Source organism: Roseateles cavernae, assembly GCF_040187885.1.
GTDB classification, from domain to species: domain Bacteria; phylum Pseudomonadota; class Gammaproteobacteria; order Burkholderiales; family Burkholderiaceae_C; genus Roseateles_E; species Roseateles_E cavernae.
The window spans coordinates 1-21297 of the sequence record NZ_JBDPLH010000014.1 but is presented as its reverse complement, the minus strand read 5'-3'; the positions used below and the strand labels follow the sequence as shown (position 1 = coordinate 21297).

19 protein-coding genes, 1 tRNA gene and 1 pseudogene are annotated in these 21297 nt (G+C 68.1%); 10 read left to right on the top strand and 11 right to left on the bottom strand.

Annotated features, from left to right (window positions below; genetic code table 11):
- The first annotated feature begins 63 nt into the window (after positions 1-63).
- Positions 64-2454 (top strand): penicillin-binding protein 1A, encoded by a 2391-nt coding sequence (locus ABGI63_RS23685; RefSeq protein ID WP_432767465.1) that lies wholly within the window; start codon positions 64-66, stop codon positions 2452-2454.
- Here ABGI63_RS23685 and ABGI63_RS23680 read toward each other — a convergent pair.
- Both ABGI63_RS23680 and ABGI63_RS23675 read right to left on the bottom strand, forming a co-directional pair.
- A complete protein-coding gene (locus ABGI63_RS23680; RefSeq protein WP_349745031.1) occupies positions 2384-3394 on the bottom strand; it encodes an NAD-dependent epimerase/dehydratase family protein in 1011 nt (336 codons plus the stop codon). The two genes, ABGI63_RS23685 and ABGI63_RS23680, sit on opposite strands and share 71 nt — an antisense overlap.
- 40 nt (positions 3395-3434) lie before the next feature.
- Complete coding sequence (locus tag ABGI63_RS23675; protein ID WP_349745030.1) at positions 3435-4568, bottom strand: beta-ketoacyl-ACP synthase III; 1134 nt, start codon at positions 4566-4568, stop codon at positions 3435-3437.
- Between the two features lie 247 nt (positions 4569-4815).
- On the opposite strand from ABGI63_RS23675, the gene ABGI63_RS23670 reads away from it, so the two are divergent.
- Positions 4816-5793, top strand: coding sequence for a GMP reductase (locus ABGI63_RS23670; protein ID WP_349745029.1), 978 nt, complete (start codon positions 4816-4818; stop codon positions 5791-5793).
- 54 nt (positions 5794-5847) lie between these two features.
- Here the strand turns inward: ABGI63_RS23670 and ABGI63_RS23665 are convergent, their stop codons facing one another.
- Genes ABGI63_RS23665 through ABGI63_RS23650 form a run of 4 tightly spaced genes read right to left on the bottom strand, consistent with a single transcriptional unit; the run spans position 5848 to position 8963 of the window.
- Positions 5848-7164, bottom strand: a complete 1317-nt coding sequence (locus tag ABGI63_RS23665) for a sensor histidine kinase (protein WP_349745028.1) — start codon at positions 7162-7164, stop codon at positions 5848-5850.
- Entirely contained in the window at positions 7161-7844 is a 684-nt protein-coding gene (locus tag ABGI63_RS23660) for a response regulator transcription factor (protein ID WP_349745026.1), read from the bottom strand. The genes ABGI63_RS23665 and ABGI63_RS23660 overlap by 4 nt, the downstream gene beginning before the upstream one ends.
- A gap of 36 nt (positions 7845-7880) precedes the next feature.
- Positions 7881-8483 carry a class I SAM-dependent methyltransferase gene (locus ABGI63_RS23655; protein WP_349745025.1) on the bottom strand — a complete coding sequence of 201 codons (603 nt, stop codon included), beginning with the start codon at positions 8481-8483 and terminating at the stop codon, positions 7881-7883.
- Positions 8484-8495: 12 nt separating this feature from the next.
- Positions 8496-8963, bottom strand: a complete 468-nt coding sequence (locus ABGI63_RS23650; protein ID WP_349745024.1) for a Spy/CpxP family protein refolding chaperone — start codon at positions 8961-8963, stop codon at positions 8496-8498.
- Between the two features lie 167 nt (positions 8964-9130).
- Between ABGI63_RS23650 and ABGI63_RS23645 the strand changes: the two genes are divergently transcribed.
- Entirely contained in the window at positions 9131-11941 is a 2811-nt protein-coding gene (locus ABGI63_RS23645) for a valine--tRNA ligase (RefSeq protein ID WP_349745023.1), read from the top strand.
- On the opposite strand, the gene ABGI63_RS23640 is transcribed toward ABGI63_RS23645, so the two are convergent.
- A complete protein-coding gene (locus ABGI63_RS23640) occupies positions 11889-12866 on the bottom strand; it encodes an NAD(P)-dependent oxidoreductase (protein WP_349745022.1) in 978 nt (325 codons plus the stop codon). The genes ABGI63_RS23645 and ABGI63_RS23640 overlap by 53 nt on opposite strands.
- Positions 12867-12949: 83 nt before the next feature.
- Between ABGI63_RS23640 and galU the strand changes: the two genes are divergently transcribed.
- Entirely contained in the window at positions 12950-13825 is an 876-nt protein-coding gene (gene galU / locus ABGI63_RS23635) for a UTP--glucose-1-phosphate uridylyltransferase GalU (RefSeq protein WP_349745021.1), read from the top strand.
- 65 nt (positions 13826-13890) lie between these two features.
- Here the strand turns inward: galU and ABGI63_RS23630 are convergent, their stop codons facing one another.
- Both ABGI63_RS23630 and cysM read right to left on the bottom strand, forming a co-directional pair.
- On the bottom strand, positions 13891-14118 hold the full coding sequence (locus ABGI63_RS23630; protein WP_137945555.1) for a sulfurtransferase TusA family protein: 228 nt from the start codon (positions 14116-14118) through the stop codon (positions 13891-13893).
- A 49-nt stretch (positions 14119-14167) separates the two neighbouring features.
- Positions 14168-15076: a cysteine synthase CysM gene (cysM, locus tag ABGI63_RS23625; protein WP_349745020.1), complete on the bottom strand. Its 909-nt coding sequence runs from the start codon at positions 15074-15076 to the stop codon at positions 14168-14170.
- A 95-nt stretch (positions 15077-15171) separates the two neighbouring features.
- On the opposite strand from cysM, the gene ABGI63_RS23620 reads away from it, so the two are divergent.
- Both ABGI63_RS23620 and ABGI63_RS23615 read left to right on the top strand, forming a co-directional pair.
- A tRNA-Leu gene (locus ABGI63_RS23620) sits at positions 15172-15256 on the top strand.
- Positions 15257-15433: 177 nt separating this feature from the next.
- Positions 15434-16015 (top strand): rhomboid family intramembrane serine protease, encoded by a 582-nt coding sequence (locus tag ABGI63_RS23615; protein ID WP_349745019.1) that lies wholly within the window; start codon positions 15434-15436, stop codon positions 16013-16015.
- A gap of 16 nt (positions 16016-16031) precedes the next feature.
- Here ABGI63_RS23615 and ABGI63_RS23610 read toward each other — a convergent pair whose 3' ends face one another.
- Positions 16032-16907, bottom strand: a complete 876-nt coding sequence (locus tag ABGI63_RS23610; RefSeq protein WP_349745018.1) for an NAD-dependent epimerase/dehydratase family protein — start codon at positions 16905-16907, stop codon at positions 16032-16034.
- Positions 16908-17015: 108 nt separating this feature from the next.
- On the opposite strand from ABGI63_RS23610, the gene ABGI63_RS23605 reads away from it, so the two are divergent.
- The 4 genes from ABGI63_RS23605 (at position 17016) to ABGI63_RS23590 (ending at position 21155) form a co-directional block, all read left to right on the top strand.
- Entirely contained in the window at positions 17016-18053 is a 1038-nt protein-coding gene (locus tag ABGI63_RS23605; RefSeq protein ID WP_349745017.1) for a CDP-6-deoxy-delta-3,4-glucoseen reductase, read from the top strand.
- The gene (locus ABGI63_RS23600; protein WP_349745016.1) at positions 18053-18778 is read left to right on the top strand and encodes a 2OG-Fe dioxygenase family protein; all 726 of its coding nucleotides are present in this window, start codon (positions 18053-18055) and stop codon (positions 18776-18778) included. Before ABGI63_RS23605 ends, ABGI63_RS23600 begins: the two co-directional genes overlap by 1 nt.
- Positions 18779-18937: 159 nt before the next feature.
- Positions 18938-20047, top strand: a complete 1110-nt coding sequence (locus ABGI63_RS23595; protein WP_349745014.1) for a Leu/Phe/Val dehydrogenase — start codon at positions 18938-18940, stop codon at positions 20045-20047.
- Positions 20048-20132: 85 nt separating this feature from the next.
- The gene (locus ABGI63_RS23590; RefSeq protein WP_349745013.1) at positions 20133-21155 is read left to right on the top strand and encodes a Bug family tripartite tricarboxylate transporter substrate binding protein; all 1023 of its coding nucleotides are present in this window, start codon (positions 20133-20135) and stop codon (positions 21153-21155) included.
- Positions 21156-21203: 48 nt separating this feature from the next.
- On the opposite strand, the pseudogene ABGI63_RS23585 reads toward ABGI63_RS23590, so the two are convergent.
- Positions 21204-21297 (bottom strand): annotated as a pseudogene (locus tag ABGI63_RS23585) (ABC transporter ATP-binding protein); the annotation flags it as partial.

Below are 21297 nucleotides of genomic sequence, written 5' to 3'. Positions count from 1 at the left end.
ATCAGGGCCGGCCCGGGGCCGACACCAGGCCCTGGTGATAATCGCCGCTCCTCCAAGCGACGGATGCCTGCATTGTTGAGTCTGCTCACCGAGTTTTTCCGGGGCCACTGGCGCCGCCTTCTGCTGATCGCGGGCGCTGGCCTGGCCTTGCTGGTCCTGTTGCTGGCGATGGCCGCCGCCCTGGTCTATCCGAACCTGCCCGACATCAGCAATCTGCTCGACTACCAGCCCAAGCAGCCGCTGCGCGTCTACACGGCGGATGGCGTGCAGATCGGCGAGTTCGGCGCCGAGCGGCGCCGCTATCTGCCGCTGGAGCAGATCCCCAAGCCCATGCAGGACGCGCTGCTGGCCATCGAGGACCCGGACTTCTACGAGCACGGTGGCCTGTCCTACCGCGGCATCGCGCGGGCCTTCATCAGCAATCTGTTCAACCCGCGCAGCCAGGGTGGCTCGACGATCACCCAGCAGCTGGCCCGCGATCTCTATCTGACCAAGAAGAAGACCTACAGCCGCAAGTTCATCGAGGCCCTGCTGACGATGCGCATCGAGTCGGCGCTGAGCAAGGAGAAGATCCTCGAGGTCTATATGAACCAGATCTATCTGGGTCAGCGGGCCTATGGTTTCGAGGCGGCCGCGCGCATCTATTTCGGCAAGAGTCTGCAAGAGTTGTCGCTGGCCGAAACCGCGCTGCTGGCCGGCCTGCCGAAGAATCCGATCTATGCCAACCCGGTCAACAACTTCGCCCGCGCCCAGAGCCGCCAGCAGGTGGTGCTGCATCGCATGGAGGAACTCGGGGTCATCGACCAGGCCCAACTCGATGCCGCCAAGGCCGAGACCTTGCACATCCGCTCGGCCAGCGACCCGCGCCTGCACGCCGAGTTCGTCGCCGAGATGGCGCGCCAGCAGGTGCATGCGCAGTACGGCGACGAGGCCTATACGCTGGGCCTGTCGGTCTACACCACGCTGGAGTCGAACGAACAGGCCGCCGCCTACCGCGGCCTGCGCCGCAGCCTGATGGACTACGAGCGGCGCAAGCCCTATCGCGGCCCCGAGGGCTTTGTCGCGCTGCCCGACAAGCCCGAGCTGTGGGACGCCGCCATCACCGAGGCGCTGGCCGAACACCCCGACCAGGACGATCTACGCGCCGCCGTGATCACCGCGATCGCGCCGGCCAAGGTCTCGGCCAGCCTGCAAAGCGGCGAGGACATCGTGATCAGCGGTGATGGGCTGCGCGGCGCCCAGTCCGGCCTCGGCGCCAAGGCCAAGGCCAATCTGAAGCTGCGCCCCGGCTCCATCATCCGCGTGCTGCGCGGCCCGCCGAGCAAGGCCGAACCGAAGGGCCTGTGGCAGATCACCCAGCAACCCGAGGCCGAGGGCGCACTGGTGGCGCTGGAGCCCGGCACCGGCCGGGTGCGGGCCCTGGTCGGCGGCTTCGACTTCGCGAAGAACCAGTTCAACCATGCGACCCAGGCCTGGCGCCAGCCGGGCTCGGCCTTCAAGCCCATGGTCTACTCGGCCGCGCTGGAACAGGGCGTCAGCCCGGCCACCCTGGTCGAGGATGCGCCGATCGCGATCGGCGACTGGGAACCGAAGAACTCCGACAACCAGTTCGATGGCCCGATGACGGTGCGCCAGGCGCTGGCACGCTCGAAGAATATGGTGACGATACGGCTGATGCAGCAAGTCACGCCGCCGACCGCGCGGGCCTGGGCCGCCCGCTTCGGCCTGGACGCCGACAAGCAGCCCGACAACCTGACCCTGGCCCTGGGTTCGGGCGCGGCCACGCCGCTGCAGATGGCCAGCGCCTATGCGGTGTTCGCCAACGGCGGCCATTTGCTCAAACCGACGGTGATCGCGCGCATCGTCGACGCCAAGGGTCAGGTCTTGTTCGAGGCCCCCACCGAGACGGCCAGCGAGGACAACCGCGCGATCTCGGCGCGCAATGCCTTCGTGATGAACAGCCTGCTGCAGGAGGTCACGCGCAGCGGCACGGCCGCCCGCGCCTCGGCCCAGCTACGGCGCGGCGATGTCTATGGCAAGACCGGCACCACCAATGACGCGGTCGACGCCTGGTTCGCCGGCTTCCATCCCAGCCTGGCGGCCGTGGTCTGGATGGGCTATGACCAGCCGCGCAGCCTGGGCGAGCGCGAAAGCGGCGGCGGCCTGGCGCTGCCGGCCTGGATTGAGCTGATGGCCGAGGCGCTCAAGGGCGTGCCGGTCAAGGAGCCCGCACCGGTCGGCGGCCTGCTGTGGCAGGACGGCGACTGGGTGTTCGAGGAGTTTGCCGGCGGCGCCGGCCTGAAAAGCCTGGAGCCCTTGAGCCCGGGCCAAATACCGGTTCAGCCGGGCCTGCCGGCCTCGTCGGCGCTGATGCCGCCGCCGCTCAGCCTTCCGCCGACGCCAGGGCGTGCAACAACGCCTGCTCACGATCAGGACGCACACCGGCCTTACTGAAGACCTGGGCCTCGGCCGGCAAGGCGCGCCACCAGGCCAGGGTATCGGCCACCGTCTCGGCCAGCGGCCGTATCGTCAGTCCGGCGCGCAGCGCAGCGCGGTTGTCGCATGCCATGAAGCTCATGTGATCGCCGGTCTGCGGCAGCCACAGCGGCAGCTCGATCCAGGGCTTGACGCCCAGATCCAGCAGGCGCTGATCCTCGGCCCAGACCCAGCGGGGCTTGACGCCGGCGGCCGCCGCGCAGGCTGCCATCAGCTCGCCCCGGGTCCATTGCCCGGGCGCGGCCACCGCATTGAAGGTCCCGGCCCGGCCCTGCGCGAGCAGGCTCAGCGCAAAAGCAGCCAGATCCCGCGCATCGATGAACTGCAAGGCATCGCCCGGCTGGCCCGGCACCAGCAGCGGCTCGCCGTCCCGGGCCTGGGCGACGCGCGCCGGCCAGTAGCTGAAGCGCTGGGTCGGGTCATGCGGCCCGACGATCAGTCCCGGGCGCAATACCAGGGCCTGCTCGTTGAAATGCTGGCGCAGGCGCATCTCGCAGGCGGCCTTCAGCGGACCGTAGCTCGCCCCATCGACCACCTCGGTGTCAGGATCGACCAGGCGCCCGAGCGCCGAGCCCTCATCATTGGGCTGGGCAAAGCTGGCATAGGCCGAGACGCTGGAGATATAGAGATAGCGCCCCACCCTGCCCTTGAGCAAGGAAGCCGTGGCCTCGACCTCGCGCGGCAGGTAGCCGCAGCTGTCGATCACCGCGTCCCATTCGCCCCGGGCCAGCGCGGAGATGTCGCCGCCGCGGTCGCCACGAAGGTGCTCGGCCTCCGGGAACAGCCCGGTGCCGCTACGGCCGCGATTGAACAGCGTGAGCCGATGGCCGGCGGCCAGCGCCGCCTCGGCCAGTGCGCGCCCGACGAACTGGGTACCGCCAAGAATGAGGATGTTCATGCGGGCGATGATAGGGGCGCATGAGCGCCAGGGCCCAGACTCAGCGCTTCTTGACGATCACGCTGCCGATCGAATAGCCGGCCCCGAAGGAGCAGATCACGCCGACATCGCCACGCGCGAGATCCGTGCGGTGCGCATGGAAGGCGATGATGGAGCCGGCCGAGGCCGTGTTGGCGTACTCATCGAGTATCAGCGGCGCCACATCCGAGCCTGCGCCGGCCAGGTCCTGGCCGACCAGTTTCTTGATCACCAGCTGGTTCATGCCCAGATTGGCCTGGTGCAGCCAGAAGCGGCGCACCGCTGCGGGCTGATGGCCCAGCGCCGCCAGATGCCCCTCGATATGGGCGGCGGCCAGCGGCACGACCTCCTTGAACACCTTGCGACCCTCCTGCTGGAAGGTCTTGTCGCGGGCCTGAGGATCGCTGTCCTCGCTGCGGTTCAGGAAACCGAAGTTGTTGCGGATATTGCTGGAGAACTGGGTGGCCAGCTTGGTCCCGAGAATCTCCCATTGCTCGGCCGAGGTGGCGGTGTCGGCGCGCTCGACAATCACCGCGGTGCAGACATCGCCGAAGATGAAGTGGCAGTCGCGGTCGCGCCATTCCAGATGGGCCGAGGTGATCTCGGGGTTGACCACCAGCACGCAGCGGGCCGTGCCGGCGCGCACCGCATTGGCGGCCTGCTCGATCGCGAAGGTGGCCGAGGAGCAGGCCACATTCATGTCGAAGCCGTAGCCGCCGGCACCGATGGCCTGCTGGATCTCGATGGCCATCGCCGGATAGGCTCGCTGCATATTGGCGGCGGCACACAGCACCGCATCGATCTGGTGGCCCTCTTTGCCGGCGGCCGCCATGGCCTGGCGGGCGGCATCGACGGCGATCTCGGCCATCAGCGAGAGCTGGTCGTCGGGGCGCTCCTCGAAGCGCGGGTACATGCGGGTCGGGTCCAGCACGCCGGACTTCTCGATCACATAGCGCTGCTTGATGCCCGAGGCCTTCTCGATGAACTCGACGCTGGAATGGGTCAGCGCGGCCCGCGTGCCGGCGGCAATTTCCGAGGCATGCTGGGCGTTCTGCAGGTCCGCATAGCGGTTGAAAGCCTCGACCAGTTCGGCATTGCTGATGGTGTGCGGCGGCCGGTACAGGCCGGTGCCGCTGATGACGACTGCTTCGCTCATATGAATTCCTTGGCGGGGGCGCAAGTGTAGCGAGCCGCCCCATCGCGGGGCAAAGAGGACTTACCCCGCCCCAAACAGGAGAACCTGCGTAGAATCAGTCACCGGGCCCAAATTTTGGTGTCCGGTTTTTTGTCTTCGCACCATTCCGCGCTGAATGGCCTCGCGATGGCAACCGGTCCCAAGTCAAGCGCTCGCAGCCCAGGTGGTGCACTGCACGAACGCACCCCGACACTTGCGATCCTGGACCATGGAAATCTTTGACTACGACAACATCCTGCTGCTGCCGCGCAAATGCCGCGTGGAAAGCCGCAGCGAATGCGACACCTCGGTGGAATTCGGCCCGCGCCGCTTCAAGCTGCCGGTGGTGCCGGCCAATATGAAGACGGTGGTGGACGAGACCATCACCGAATGGCTGGCCGCCAACGGCTACTTCTATGTGATGCACCGCTTCGATCTCGACAATATCGAGTACGCCAAGCGCATGCGCGACAAGGGCCTGTTCGTCTCGCTCAGCTCGGGCGTCAAACCGGCCGACTATGCGGTGATCGACCGCCTGGCGGCCGAGGGCGTCGGTGCCGACTACATCACGATAGACATCGCCCACGGCCACGCCGACAGCGTGCAGCGCATGATTGCCTATATCAAGCAGAAGCTGCCCAGCGCTTTTGTGATCGCCGGCAATGTCGGCACGCCCGAGGGCGTGATCGATCTGGAGAACTGGGGCGCCGATGCCACCAAGGTCGGCATTGGCCCCGGCAAGGTCTGCATCACGCGGCTGAAGACCGGCTTCGGCACCGGCGGCTGGCAGCTCTCGGCCCTGAAGTGGTGCGCCCGCGTCGCGACCAAACCCATCGTCGCCGACGGCGGCATCCGCCACCATGGCGACATCGCCAAGAGCGTGCGCTTCGGCGCCTCGATGGTGATGATAGGTTCGCTGTTCGCCGGCCACGAGGAGTCGCCCGGCAACACGGTCGAGGTCGACGGCAAGCTCTACAAGGAGTACTACGGCTCGGCCTCGGACTTCAACAAGGGCGAGTACAAGCATGTCGAGGGCAAGCGCATCCTCGAGCCAGTCAAGGGCAAGCTGGCCGACACGGTGCGCGAGATGCTGGAAGACGTGCAGAGCTCGGTGTCCTACTCCGGCGGCAAGACCCTGGCCGATCTGCGCAAGGTGAACTACGTGGTGCTCGGCGGAGAAAACGCCGGTGAACACCTGTTCATGTAATGGCTGGCCTCGCCCTGGCGTTTCGGCGCAGCCAGAACGCCGGCGAGCACCTGTTCATGTAAGCGGCAAGACCAGGCTGGCCTCCAGGCCCGGCCTGGCATTGCGCAGCGTCAGTGGCGCGCCATGGGCCTGGGCGATCAGCTTGCACAGGCTCAGGCCGAGGCCAACCCCGCCGCTGGCGCGGGTGCGGGCCGCATCGGGGCGGTAGAAGGGCTGGCCTAACTGGGCCAGCTCAGCCTCGGTCACACCGGGCCCCTGGTCGCGCACCAGCAGCTCCACCCCACCCCCGAACCGCCGCGTCCGCAGCAAGACCTGGCCCTCATCGCCCGCCTCGCTGTAGCGCAGCGCGTTGTCGAGCAGATTGCGCAGCAGCAGCTGCATCCGCAGCCGGTCCAGCGGCAGCGTCGGCAGCGCCTCGTCCAGCTCCAGGCGCAGCGCAGCGCCGGCAAAACGGCTGGCCACCAGCTCCCGCACCAGACCATTGAGTTCGCAGGGCTCGCGCTGCAGCGCCTGGTGGCCGGAGCCCAGGCGCTCGGCCTCCAGCAGGTCGGTGATCAGATCGCGCATCAGGGCCAGGTCCTGCAGCAGCGCGCCGCGCGCAGGCCCCTCCTCGATCAGCTCGGCATTCAGCCGAGCCCGCGTCAGCGGGCTGCGCAGCTCGTGGCTGATGGCCAGGAACAGCGCCCGCTTGCCGTCCAGCATCTGCTGGATCTGGCCGGCCATGGTGTTGAAACGCCGCGCCAGATCGCCCAGCTCGTCCTCGCGCCGCACCGCGATGCGATGCTCGAACTCACCGCGGCCGAAGGCCTCGGCACCGGCGCCGATTGCCTGCAGGGGCCGCAGCAGCCGGCGCACCACCGCATAGGCCAGCGCCACCATCAGCAGCAGCGCGCCCAGCATCCACCAGCCCTTGCGGTCCGGATGCTTCAGCAGGGCACTGGGCGCCAGACCCATGCGGATCTCGTGGCCGTCGGCACTGTGGCGGGTGAACAGCTTCGAGATCGCGGCCGGCCGCGAGCGCCAGGGATCGAAACCCGGCTCGGCAGCACCGAGTTCCTGGTTCGAGCTCCAGTTCAGCTGCGGGCCGCGGATCGCGATGCTGATCGGCAGGCGCTGGGTCAGCGCGCGGGCCCGCGCTATCGAGGGCGGGCTGCCCAGCTCGGCCGCAAGCCGGTCGACATAGTCGGCCGTCAGCGGCTGCAGCCAGCCCTCCCAGCCCTGCCCCAGCATCGCCCGCACCCCGCCGAAGACGACAAAGGCGCTGGCCAGGGCCAGCAGCACGAACACCATCACCAGGCGCGCGCCCAGCGAATGGGCGGCGCGCCGCTTCCAGTCGTGAGCGCGCTTCAGGCGCCGGCCCAGCCCCCTCATGCGGCGGCCAGCGCGAAGCTGTAACCCATATTGCGCAGCGTCTTGACGGCGTCCAGCGGCTCGAGCTTGCGACGCAGCCGGCTCACCAGGATGTCGACCGCGCGGGTGTAGAGCTCGGCGTCCTGGCCACGCAGCTTGTTGAGGATCTCGTCGCGGCCGAAGACGCGGCCGGGCTCGCGCGCCAGCAGCAGCAAGAGCTCGAACTCGGTACCCGTCAGCTCCAGCAACTGGCCTTGGCGACGCACCTCGCGGCGCAGCGCGTCAATCTGCAGGCCCTCGAAGCTCAAGAGCGGGCCGCTCGCCGCCGGCCGGCTGCGCCGCAGAATCGTCTGCAGCCGCGCCGCCAGCTCGCGCGGCTCGAAAGGCTTGGGCAGATAGTCGTCGGCCCCCAACTCCAGGCCGACCACCCGGTCGCTCAGGTCGCCCCGCGCGGTCAGCATCAGGATCGGGATGTCCTGCCAGGCCTGGCCGCCGCTGCGCAGGCGTCGGCACAGCTCGAAACCATCCATCTCGGGCAGCATGCCGTCGAGGATCAGCGCGTCGAAACGCGCCTCGGCCAGGCGTCGCAGCGCCACACTGGGGCTGGTGGCGGCCTCCAGCGTGAAGTCGAAGCGGGCCAGGTATTGCGCCAGCGGCGCGGCCAGCGCCTCGTCGTCATCGATCAGCAGCAGATGGGGCATGGTGGCGGCCGATTGTGCCCGGTCATTTGTGCCCTTTCATACCAGTGCGGCCTGGGGCCGCAGCACCGCCAGCCAGGCCGGGATGCGCGGGGCGCTGCGCGTCGCCACCGCCGAGGCACGCACCCAGTCGACCTGCCAGTCGTGGCCGAAGGCCTGCTGCAAATCCTCGGGGCCGATGAAGCGCGGTCCCAGCCGGCTGGGCCGCCCGCCCTGGCATTGCAGCAGCAGGCGGCTGCGCGCATGACAGACCTGCTGCAGCGCCGCCACATAGCGCCGACGCTGGGCCTCGGCCAGGTGGTGGAAGAGGCCGAAATCGATCACGGTGTCGAAGCGCTGGCCGAGCTCGCCGAGGCGGGTCGCATCCAGCACCATGAAGCGCACATCGAGGCCGGCCCGGCGCGCCTTGGCCCGGGCCATCGCAATCGCGGCCGGTGACACATCGATGGCCGTGACCGAGAAACCGCGCTCGGCCAGGAACAGGCTGTTGTCACCCGCTCCGCAACCGACATCGAGCACGGCCGGGCCGCGCACCGCACCCTCCCAGACCGCCTCCTCCAGCTCCGGCTGCACCTCGTCGGTGAGCCAGTCGGGCCGGCTGTAGCGGTACAGGAGCTCGAAATACCAGGGTTGCCAGTTCATTGCCGCCCCCGCTCAGCCGCGCCAGCCGCGGCGCTGGTTCATCAACTCGCGCAGCTGGGCCTGCTGCTCGGGCCGCAGGCCGTCGTAGAAGGCGGCCAGCGCCGCGATCAATTCCGGGCTCTGCTGGCGCAGCAACTCGGTCTTGCTGTCGACCAGTTGGCGGGCCGCCGTCTGGTCGAAGGTTGGGCCGGTCATCAGGGCCTGCAGTTGCTGGCGCGGCGAGCCGGCCGGGCCGACCAAGGCCTGACGCTGGGCCGACAGCTGGGCCAGCAAGGCATCCAGGCGCTGGCGCTGCGCGGCATCCAGATCGAGCTTGCTGCTGGCGCGCGACAGCAGGCGCTCCCGCATCTCGGCGCGATCGCTGTCGCTGAAGTCATGGCCACGATGGTGGCTGCAGGCGGCCGCGCCAAAGCCCAGGACGCCGACACCGGCCAGCGCCAGCAGCGCGCGTTTGAGACTGCGTTTCTGAAAGAACTTCATGGGCTTCTCCATGGTGGTTGAGGATGTGCTGATGCTGGGCCTGCGGAGCGTCGCGGTCTTGTCAGCGCGGTATCGCTGGGTTTCGTTTTGTATCGACGGCCCACCTACAATGCGGCCCATCCCCTTAGAACACAGTGCCGGCCAGGACCATGGCGGGCGCCGCCCTCATGACCGAACTCGCCAAGTCTTTCGAACCCGCCGCTCTTGAAGCCCATTGGGGTCCCCTGTGGGAAGGCCAGGGCTTGTATGCCCCGACCCTGGACTCGAGCCGCCAGTCCTTCAGCATCCAGCTGCCCCCCCCCAATGTGACCGGCACCCTGCACATGGGCCACGCCTTCAACCAGACCATCATGGACTCGTTGACGCGCTACCACCGCATGCTGGGCCACAACACGCTGTGGGTGCCCGGCACCGACCATGCTGGCATCGCGACGCAGATCGTCGTCGAGCGCCAGCTGCAGGCCAGCGGTCAGAGCCGCCATGACCTGGGCCGCAAGAACTTCGTCGCCAAGGTCTGGGAGTGGAAGCAGGAATCGGGCGACACCATCACGCGCCAGATGCGCCGCATGGGCGACTCGGTGTCCTGGGCCCACGAGTACTTCACGATGGACGAGAAGCTCTCCGAGGTCGTGACCGACACCTTTGTGCGCCTGCACGAGGAAGGCCTGATCTACCGCGGCAAGCGCCTGGTCAGCTGGGATCCGGTGCTGCAGTCGGCCGTCTCCGATCTGGAGGTCGAGAGCGAGGAGGAGGACGGTTCGCTCTGGCATATCCGCTACCCCATCGAGGGCAGCGACGAGAGCCTGGTGGTGGCCACCACGCGGCCGGAAACCATGCTGGGCGACACCGCCGTGATGGTGCACCCCGAGGACGAGCGCTACACCCATCTGATCGGCCGCCAGGTGCGCCTGCCCATCACCGGCCGCCTGGTGCCGGTGATCGCCGACGACTATGTGGACAAGGCCTTCGGCACCGGCGTGGTCAAGGTCACGCCGGCGCACGACACCAACGACTACCAGGTCGGCCTGCGCCACCAGCTGGAGATGCTGACCATCTTCACGCTGCAGGCCACCGTGAACGATACGGCGCCCGAAGCCTATCGCGGCCTGGACCGCTTTGTCGCGCGCAAGAAGATCGTCGCGCAGCTGGAGGCCGAAGGCCTGCTGGTCGAGGTCAAGAAGCACAAGCTGATGGTGCCGCGCTGCGCCCGCACCGGCCAGGTGATCGAGCCGATGCTGACCGACCAGTGGTTCGTCGCGATGAGCAAGCCCGGCGCCGGCGGCAAGAGCATTGCCGAGCAGGCCATCGAGGCGGTGTCCTCGGGCGAGGTCAAGTTCGTGCCCGAGAACTGGGTCAACACCTACAACCAGTGGATGAAGAATATCCAGGACTGGTGCATCTCGCGCCAGCTCTGGTGGGGCCACCAGATTCCGGCCTGGTATGCCGACGACGGCCGCATCTTCGTCGCCCGCAGCGAGGACGAGGCCCGCGCCAAGGCCACGGCCGCCGGCTACGCCGGCGCGCTCAAGCGCGATGAGGATGTGCTGGACACCTGGTACTCGTCCGCGCTGGTGCCCTTCTCGACGCTGAACGCGCAGGAGCAGGACCTGTTCCTGCCCAGCAGCGTGCTGGTGACCGGCTACGACATCATCTTCTTCTGGGTCGCCCGGATGATCATGATGACCAAGCACTTCACCGGCAAGGTGCCGTTCAAGCATGTCTACATCCACGGCCTGGTGCTCGATGCGCAGGGCAAGAAGATGAGCAAATCGGAAGGCAATGTGCTGGATCCGGTCGACCTGATCGACGGCATCGCACTGGCCCCGCTGCTGGACAAGCGCAGCCAGGGCCTGCGCAAGCCCGAGAACGCGCCCAAGGTGCGCAAGGCCACCGAGAAGGAATTCCCCGAGGGCATCCCCGGCTACGGTGCCGACGCGCTGCGCTTCACCTTCGCGGCGATGGCCACGCTGGGGCGCAGCGTCAACTTCGACAGCAAGCGCTGTGAGGGCTACCGCAATTTCTGCAACAAGCTGTGGAATGCGACCCGCTTCGTGCTGATGAACTGCGAAGGCCAGGACTGCGGCCTCGCGCATGAGAAGGGTCAGTGCCCGCCCGGCTATATGAGCTTCAGCCAGGCCGACCGCTGGATCAGCAGCGAGCTGCAGAAGGTCGAGGCCGCCGTGGCCCAGGGCTTTGCCGAGTACCGCCTCGACAACGTCGCCAACGCGATCTATTCCTTTGTCTGGGACGAGTACTGCGACTGGTATCTGGAGATCGCCAAGGTGCAGATCCAGGAGGCCAAGGACCGTGGCGACGAGAGCCAGCAGCGCGCCACCCGCCGCACCCTGATCCGCACGCTCGAGACCATCCTGCGCCTGCTGCACCCGATCACGCCCTTCATCACCGAGGAGCTGTGGCAGACGGTGGCACCGATCGCCGGCCGCAAGTCCAGCGACTATCTGGTCACCGCCGCCTACCCGGTGGCCCAGCCCGAGCGCATCGATGCTGTGGCCATCGCCTGGGTCGACAAGCTCAAGGCCGTGGTCGGCACCTGCCGCAGCCTGCGCAGCGAGATGAATCTGTCGGGTGAGCGCGTGCCCCTGCTGGTTGGTGGCGACACCGGCTTCATCGCCGAGGCCGCCCCCTTCCTGAAGGTGCTGGCCAAGTTCAGCGAGGTGCGCATCGTCGCGGACGAGGCCGCCTTCGCCGCCGCCAGCCAGAACTCACCGGTGCTGGTGCATGGCGAGGCGCGCCTGGCCCTGCATGTGGAGATCGATGTCGAGGCCGAACGCGCCCGTCTGGCCAAGGAGATCGCCCGCCTGGACGGTGAGATCGTCAAGGCCCAGGCCAAGCTGGGCAACGAGAGCTTTGTCGCACGGGCACCGGCTTCGGTGGTCGAGCAGGAGCGTCAGCGCATCGCCGAATTTACCGCCACCGTGGCGCGGCTTCGGGCTCAGGCAGATCGGCTGGGTAAGTAGGCCGGAACTCCGCCGTCGCTTGCGGCGGCACGGCCAGCATCTCGTCCATGCGGCGTGCCACCCCCCAGGCGGCGCGCACGCGCGACTCGCGCGTCGTGCTGGCCAGGCGCGGCGTCACCTGCAGGCTCGGCAGGCCATGCAGGGGCCGGCCCGGCTCCAGCACGCCGGGCTCCATACTGTCGAACCAGGCCGCCAGGATGCGGCCGCTGCCCATGGCCTGGGCCAGCGCCTGCTCGTCGAAGATGCCCGAGTGGGCCAGGCTGACCAGCACCTGGCCGGGCTTGGCAAAACCCAGTACCCGCTCGCCGATCAGGCCGCGGTAGCGCAGGTAATAGGCCAGCTGCACGCTGACCGCGTCGCTGCGCTCCATCAGCTCGCGCAGCGGCAGCGGCTCGATACCCCATTGCGCCCATAGCGGCTCGCTCTGGTGCAGGCTGGGGTCGTAGCCGATCACCCGCGTGCCGAAGGCCGGCAGCAGCTGGGCCAGCATGCGCGTGGCCGGGCTCATGCCGATCAGGCCGACCGTGGCGCAACCCAGCTCGCGGCCGACCAGCATGCCGTCGCTGGCCTGCACCGGCACCCGGCGCAAGAGGGCCAGCAAGGCGCCGACGACGAACTCGGCCTCGGCGCTGGCGGTCGCGGTGATGCTGCGCACCACCTCGATGCCAGCGCTGCGGCAGGCCTCGGTATCCAGATTTTCCAGCCCGGCGCTCATGCGTCCGACCACGCGCAGCTTGGGCGCGGCGCGCAGCAAGGCGATATCCAGCGGCACATGGGGCGGCAGCACCAGCCCCTGCACCTGGTGCAGGGCGGCACGCAGCCCCGGCATGTCGGCCGCGAGCTCGGGCGCGTAGATCACGGCGTGGCGCTCCGCCAGCCATTGCATGACCTCGGCTTCCAGCGGCTCAACGATCAGCAGACTCATGACACTAGCGGCCCTTGCAATCCCAAATTTGACACCCAGGCCCCATGCCACAATGCGCGCCAGCAATAGGAGAGTGTACGGAAATGATGGTGACCAAAGCGATTTTCCCGGTTGCAGGTCTTGGAACGCGGTTCCTCCCCGCCACCAAGGCGCAGCCCAAAGAAATGCTGCCGGTGGTGGACAAGCCCCTCATCCAGTACGCCGTTGAAGAGGCTTATGCCGCCGGTGTACGGGAAATGATTTTTGTCACGGGTCGTCACAAGCGCCCGATTGAAGACCACTTTGACATGACTTTCGAGCTCGAGGTAGCCCTCGAACAGGCGGGTAAGCGCGAGCTTCTGGAGGTGGTGCGCAGCGTCAAGCCCGACGATATGGAGTGCATCTATGTCCGCCAGGCCCAGGCCCTGGGTCTGGGCCACGCGGTGCTGTGCGCACAGCGCCTGGTCGGCAACGAGCCTTTTGCTGTGTTGCTGGCCGATGATCTGATGGTGGGCGAGGAACAGGGTCGGCCGGTGCTCGCCCAGATGGTCGAGCAGTATGCCGAGTGGCGCGCCTCCATCCTGGCCGTGCAGGAAGTGCCCGAGGAACACACGCGCCGCTATGGCATCGTCGCCGGCACCCAGGTCAACGACAAGCTGATGGATGTCAGCCGCATCGTCGAGAAGCCCGCTCCCGCCGACGCGCCCTCGCGCCTGGGCGTGGCCGGCCGCTACATCCTGACGCCCGGCGTGTTCCACGAGATCGCCAACCAGCCACGCGGCGTCGGCGGCGAGATCCAGCTGACCGATGGCATCGCCGGCCTGCTGCGCCGCGAGAAGGTGTTTGCCTATCGCTATGACGGCAAACGCTACGACTGCGGCAGCAAGGAAGGCTTTCTGCAGGCCAATGTCGAGCTGGCGCTGGCCCATCCGGAATTGGGCCCGGGCTTTCGCCAGTATCTGCAAAGCCTGGACATCTGAGTCCGAGCTTCGCTCGGCAAAAGGGCCACGCTAGCGTGGCCCTTTGCTTTCATGCGGCGCCCGCGTCAGCGGCGTTTCAGCACATGGATGAATTCATCGGCCTGGCTGGACTGTTCGACCAGCTCATTGCCGGTCTGGCGTGCAAAGGCCTGGAAGTCGCGCATCGAGCCGGGGTCGGTGGCGACGACCTTCAGCAGCTGGCCGCTCTCCATCTCGGCCAGGGCCTTCTTGGCCTTCAGAATGGGCAGCGGGCAGTTCAGGCCGCGGGTGTCGAGTTCTTTGTGGGCGTCCATGGCAATAGCTTCCTTTGAGGTCCGATTCTAGGCCCTGGCCTTGGCGGGCTCAGGCCGGAAACACCCCGGTCGACAGATAGCGGTCGCCGCGGTCGCAGACCACGAAGACGATGGTGGCGTTCTCCAGCGTGCGCGCCAGCTGCAGCGCGGCCCAGCAGGCACCGGCCGCCGAGATGCCGGCAAACAGGCCCTCCTCGCGCGCCATGCGTCGGGCCATGTCCTCGGCATCGGCCTGGCTGACCAGCACCAGCTCGTCAACGGCCGAGGGCTTGTAGATCTTGGGCAGATAGGCCTCGGGCCATTTGCGTATGCCCGGAATGCGCGAGCCCTCGGCCGGCTGGGCGCCGATGATGCGCACCGCCGGGTTCTGTTCCTTCAGGAATTTCGAGGTGCCGGTGATGGTGCCGGTCGTGCCCATCGCGCTGACGAAGTGCGTGATCTCGCCGCCGGTGTCGCGCCACAGCTCCGGGCCGGTGGTCTCGTAGTGGATGCGCGGATTGTCCTCGTTGGCGAACTGGTCCAGCACCCGGCCCTTGCCCTCGGCCTGCATCTTCTCGGCCAGATCGCGGGCGTACTCCATGCCGCCCGAGCGCGGTGTCAGGATCAGCTCGGCACCGAAGGCCTTCATCGTCTGGGCGCGCTCGATCGACAGGTCCTCCGGCATGATCAGCACCATGCGGTAGCCGCGGATCGCCGCCGCCATCGCCAGCGCGATGCCGGTATTGCCCGAGGTCGCTTCGATCAGGGTGTCGCCGGGTTTGATGTCGCCACGCTCCTCGGCGCGCCGGATCATGCTGATGGCAGGCCGGTCCTTGACCGAGCCGGCGGGGTTGTTGCCCTCCAGCTTGGCCAGGATCACATTGCCGCGCGCGGCCATCTCGGCGCCCAGGCGCTGCAAGCGCACCAGAGGGGTGTTGCCGATCACATCTTCAAGGCTGGGGTAATGCTTGCTAGTCATGGCGGCGATTGTGGCAGCCAACCAGCGCCGTTGCCGGAGGGCGGCCAATTTGTGTGGCACAATTGCGGCCTTCAGCAGCGCGAGCTCCGAGATCTGCCCCGATGGCGGAATCGGTAGACGCAGGGGACTCAAAATCCCCCGCCGCAAGGTGTGCCGGTTCGAGTCCGGCTTGGGGCACCAGATCACAGAGCCCGCCGTTGAAGCACAAGCCCCGCGAGCCGGGGCTTTTTTGCGTCTGTCGCCAAGCGGCCGGCGAGGTCCCGGGGACTCGGCTGCGCTGCGAATACACTCTAGCGCCCGTCTGCCGCCGACCCGTCGCGGCAATGTCAGAGCGACTTCCGAGACACCCGCCCGACCATGCCCCATCTGCCTCCGGTTACCAAAGCCTTCATGCTGGCCTGTGTGGGCCTGTTCTGCGCCTTCCTGCTGCTGCCGCCGTCGCTGGAGGTCTTGTTCGCGCTGTGGCCCCTACAGACCGGGCGCTTCCTGCCCTGGCAGCCGGTCACCTACGCCTTCCTGCACGGCGATGTGATGCATCTGTTCTTCAATATGCTGGGCCTGTGGATGTTCGGCTCGGAGCTGGAGAGGGTCTGGGGCAGCAAGCGCTATATCCAGATGCTGGCCGCCAGCATCCTGACTGCCGCGCTGGCCCAGCTGATCTTCACGCTGCTGATCGGCTCGATGTCGCCCACCGTCGGCGCCTCGGGCGCGCTGTTCGGCCTGCTGCTGAGCTTCGGCATGCTGTTCCCGGACCGCATCATCATGCCGCTGTTCCCGCCTATCCCCATGAAGGCCAAGTACTTCGTCGCGATCTTCGGCGCGCTGGAGCTGCTGATGGGCCTGGGCGGCGGCAGCGGCATCGCCCACTTCGCCCATCTGGGCGGCATGCTGGGCGCCTACCTGCTGATACGCTACTGGCGCGGCGCGCGGCGCCGCTAGTCGCCGCCAATCGCCGCTAGGCCAGCAGGCCTTGCGCCGGCTGCGGGTAGCGCAGCTTCAGCCGCAGCTCGGTCTTCAGACGGGTGTTGATGAGACGGCGTGATTCGCTCATGAAGCTCAGCTGCATAGGCGACATCAGCCGGGCCGCCTCGGCCCGCGCGACCCGTGGCGGCCTGCCCATGCCGCACAGATCGGCCGCCAGATCGAAGTAGTCCCCCATCAGCAGCTCGCTGTTGTCGCAGACATGGACGGCACGCTGCGGCAGGCCGCGAAACAGCGCCGCCACGCAGGCGCGCGCCAGGTCGTCGGCATGGATGTGGTTGGTGTAGACATCCTCCTCGCGCCGCAGCACCGGGCTGCCGCGCGCCAGCCGCTCGCGCGGATGGCCGCCTTCGCGGTCAGACGCATAGATGCCGGGCACGCGCAGCAGGCTGATGTGGCTGCCGAACTGGGCGCCGAAGACGCGCAGCCGCCGCTCGGCCGCCACGCGGCGCAGCGCCCGGTCGGTGCCGGGCGCCACCGGCCGACTCTCATCAAAGCGCGCGCCGCCGCAGTCGCCGTAGACGCCGCTGGTGCTGGCGTAGACGAGGGAGGCCGGCGGCCGGCCGCGCGCCAAGGCCTGCAGCAGCGCGGCGGTGCGCAGATCGTCGCGACCCTGCGGCTGCGGCGGTGCCAGATGCAAGACCCGGTCCGCCAGCCCGGCCAGACGCCCCAGACTGGCGGGCTCGTCCAGATTGCCCAGCAAGGGCCTGGCGCCGGCGGCACGCAGCTCGGCACGGCGCTCGGGATTGGAAGTCAGGGCCAGCACCGGCCAGCGCCCCTGCAGCAGTTTGAGCACCCGCATGCCGACATCGCCACAGCCGACGATCAGCAGACGGGTGGCGGCGGGCATGGGGCAAGAAGGCATCGCGTGGGCTCAGGCAAAATGGCGCCCGAGTTTAAGGCCCGCCCTGCGCACGCGAGCGGCGGGCCGTGTTTTTGCCGGAGCCCACTGCACATCATGAATTTCCAGGTCACCGTACAACCCAGCGGCCGCGTCTTTGCCGTCGAGCGCGACGAAACCCTGCTGGGCGCCGCGATCCGCCAGGGCGTGGGCCTGCCCTATGGCTGCAAGGACGGTGCCTGCGGCTCCTGCAAGAGCAAGCTGCTGGAAGGCCGCGTGATCCATGGCGCGCACCAGCCCAAGACCTTGAGCGAGGCCGAAGAGGCCGCCGGCATGGTGCTGACCTGCTGCGCGACACCGCAGACCGACTGCGTGCTGGAAGCCCGCACCGTGCCCGGCGCCGGCGAGTTCGCGGTGCTGAAGCTGCCCAGCCGGGTACAGAGCCTGGAGCGGCCGTCCGGCGATGTGGCCGTCGTGCGGCTGCAGCTGCCGGCCACGCAGAACTTCCAGTTCCATGCCGGCCAGTACGTCGAGTTCATCCTGCGTGACGGCGCACGCCGCAGCTACAGCATGGCCAATGCCCCGCACAGCACACCGGGGTTCATTGAACTGCACATCCGCCACATGCCCGGCGGCAAATTCACCGACCATGTGTTCGGCACGATGAAGGAGAAAGACATCCTGCGCATGGAAGGCCCGTTCGGCAGCTTCTTCCTGCGGGAGGACTCGGACAAGCCCATGGTGCTGCTGGCCAGCGGCACCGGCTTCGCGCCGATCAAGGCCATCATCGAGCGCATCCAGCATCTGGGCAGTACTTCCGGATTCAGCCGCCCGACGACGCTGTACTGGGGCTGCCGCAGCAAGGCCGATCTTTATCTGCATGACTGGGCCTTGAGGGCCGCGGCCGAGATCCCGAATCTGAGCTACGTGCCGGTGCTGTCCGAGCCTCTCCCTGAGGACGGCTGGAACGGCCGCACCGGCTTCGTCCACCAGGTCGTGATGAGCGATTTGCCGGACCTCTCGGCCTACCAGGTCTATGCCTGCGGCGCGCCGGTGATGGTCGATGCCGCGCAGCGCGATTTCGTGGCCCAATGCGGCCTGCCGGCGGACGAGTTCTACGCCGATTCCTTCACCTCCGAGGCAGATAAACACTGATGTTCGAGCCGCCCTACGTTGCCGCTGACCGTTTCGAGGCTCAGCTCAAGGAGCTGGGCCATGCCGTGATCTCGCCGGCGACGGTGCAGCGCAGCCTGGCCGTCGACGCGCAAGACCTGGCCCTGCTGAGTCCGTTCTGGAATGACCTGCCGCCGGACGCCTATCTGCGTGATGGCGGCAGCTACCGTTTCCGCCGCCACAGCTGCTTCGTCGCCGACGGACCGGCCTTGACCCAGGCCCCGCATCGCGCCCACTGGCAGCCGCTGGACTACAACGCGCTGCACGGCGGCATCGAGCGCTGGTTCGAGCCGATGGCGCCGGCCGCCGTGGCGCTGCCGGCCTGGGGCCGGCTGATGCTGGGATTGGCCGATATTGCTTCGGGTCTGAAAGGCGCCCAGCCCTGGTTCATCGAAGCCCATCAGTTCCGCATCGACACCGCCAGCGGCATCGGCCGGCCGACGCCCGAGGGTGCGCATCGCGACGGGGTCGATCTGGTCGCGGTCTTCCTGGTCGCGCGCCAGCAGATCAAGGGCGGCGAATCGCGCGTCTTCGAAGCCCAGGGCCCGCAAGGCCAGCGCTTCACGATGACCCAGCCCTGGACCCTGCTGCTGCTGGACGACGAGCGTGTGATCCACGAGACCACGCCGATCCAGCCGGCGGCAGAGAACGGCTGGCGCGACACCCTGGTCGTGACGCTGCGGGCCGGCGGCTTCCAGGGGCCCTGAGGCGTGGATTCATGCCGCCGCCGCATGGGCTGATGCCCAGGCGGCAGCCGATCGGCGTTCAAAGCCCCCTACACTCGTGCACCGGCCAAGCCACAAGCTTGGCCGTCGCCGCGTCGGCGCCCTGCCGACGCGTATCTCCCCCGCATCACGAGTGCATCCATGAACGCCATCACCGACATCGCCCGCGCCCTCTCCACCGACGCCGGCGCCTCCTCCATCCCCACCTCGCTGTTCGGCCTGCCCGAGCAAGCCCCGCATGAACGCGTGCTGCTGGCCGCCGATGCGCAGACCGGGCTGAAAGCCATCCTGGCCGTGCACAGCACCGCCCGCGGCCCGGCCTTCGGCGGCTGCCGCCTCTGGACCTATGACAGCGAGCTGGCCGCACTGAACGACGCCCTGCGCCTGTCGCAGGGCATGAGCCTGAAGAACGCGCTGGCCGACCTGCCCTTCGGCGGCGGCAAGGCCGTCATCATCAAGCCGGCCGGCGACTTCGATCGCGCCGCGCTGTTCGCCGCCTTCGGCCGCGCGGTGCAGTCACTGGACGGTGCCTACATCACGGCCGAGGACGTCGGCACCACCACCGCCGATATGCGCGGCATGCAGGGCCAGACCTCCTTCGTCAGCGGCATCCCGCGCGAAGGCGCCTTCGGTGGCGACCCGAGCCCGAAGACGGCCTGGGGCGTGTTCGTGTCCATCCGCGCCGGCGTCCGCCAGGTGCTGGGCCGCGAGTCATTGGAAGGCGTGCGCGTGGCGCTGCAAGGCCTGGGCGCCGTGGGCTGGCATCTGGCCGAGTTCCTGCACCAGGCCGGCGCGAAGCTGCTGGTGGCCGATATCGATGCGGCCAAGGTGGTCCGGGCGCAAGAGCGCTTCGGTGCCCAGGCCCTGGCGGTGCAGGACATCCTGGCTGCCGATGCGGACGTGCTGGCGCCCAATGCGCTGGGCGCGGCGCTGAACGCGCAGTCGATCCCGACCTTGCGTGCCCGCCTGATCGCCGGCGCCGCCAACAACCAGCTCGCCACCGCGGCCGATGGCGATGCGCTGCAGGCACGCGGCATCACCTATCTGCCCGACTACCTGGTCAATGCCGGCGGCATCATCAGCGTGGCCCGCGAGTATCGCGGCGAGGGCGAGGAAGCGGCCGTGATGGCCGAGGTCGGCAGAATCGCCGACCGGGTCACCGAGCTGCTGGAGCGCGTCAAGCGCGAGGACTCGACGCCCGCCCGCGTGGCCGATGCCTGGGCCCGTGCCAAGCTGGTCCGCCCGGCGTGAACTCTGCCGCACTCTGGCGGCAGCGGGCGTGCGCTTAGCGCCTGATCCGGGTTTACCTGGAGAGCGCTGCTGCTAGGCTAGCGGGATGACTACCACCTCCCGCCTTACTCTCTCTTCCAAGACCCGCCGCATACTGCTGGCGGGTCTTGGCGCTTCTTTCAGCCTGCTGTCGGCAGGCCCGGCACTGGCCCAGGCCAACAAGCCGATCCGCCTGATCGTGCCCTATGCCCCGGGCGGCCCGCTGGACATCGTCGCCCGCAGCCTGGCCGAGCGGGCCAAGGACAAGCTGGGCGTCATCGTCGTCGAGAACAAGGCCGGTGCCGGCGGCAATCTGGGCGCCGACATGGCGGCCAAGGCCGCGCCGGACGGCCACACCATCGTGATGGGCGCGGTCGCCACCCATGCGATCAACCCCTGGCTGTTCGCCAAGATTCCGTATGACCCGATCCGCGACTTCACGCCGATCACCCTGGTCGCGCGCGTGCCCAATGTGCTGGTGATGAATGCCGAGGCCGCGCAGAAGCTCGGCATCAACAGCGTCGCCGATCTGGTCGCCTATGCAAAGAAGAATCCCGGCAAGCTGAACTACGGCTCGGGCGGCAATGGCAGCGCCGGCCATCTGTCCGGCGAGATGTTCAAGGCCCAGGCCGGCATCTTCATGACCCACATCCCCTACTCCGGCGGCAACCCGGCCCAGCTGGCCCTGGTGTCGGGTCAGGTGGATCTGAACTTCGACAATCTGGCCAGCGCCTCGGCCAATATCAAGTCGGGCAAGCTCAAGGCCCTGGCGGTGACCACGGCCAAGCGCACCTCGGCCCAGCCCGAGCTGGCGACGATTGCCGAAAGCCCGGCCGCGCTGGGCCTGAGCAAGTTCGACATCAACACCTGGTTCGGCCTGTTCGGCCCGGCCAAGCTGCCGGCCGATGTCACGGCCAAGCTCAACGCCGCCTTCGTCGAAGCCCTGAACTCGCCCGAGCTCAAGAGCCGCATGGCCACGCTGATGGCCGAGCCGGCACCGAGCACGCCCGAGCAGTTCGGCGCCTTCGTCAAGACCGAGCTGGCCAAGTACGGCAAGGTCGTCAAGGACTCCGGCGCGAAACTGGACTAAGCGCAAAGGCGGCCTCGGCCGCCTTTTTTCATGGGCTCGCTCGCCGGCTCACTCGCCCAGGTAGGCGGCGCGGACCTTGGGATCATTGAGCAAGGTTTTGCCCTCGCCGGTCATGGTGATCTCGCCGGACTCCATCACATAG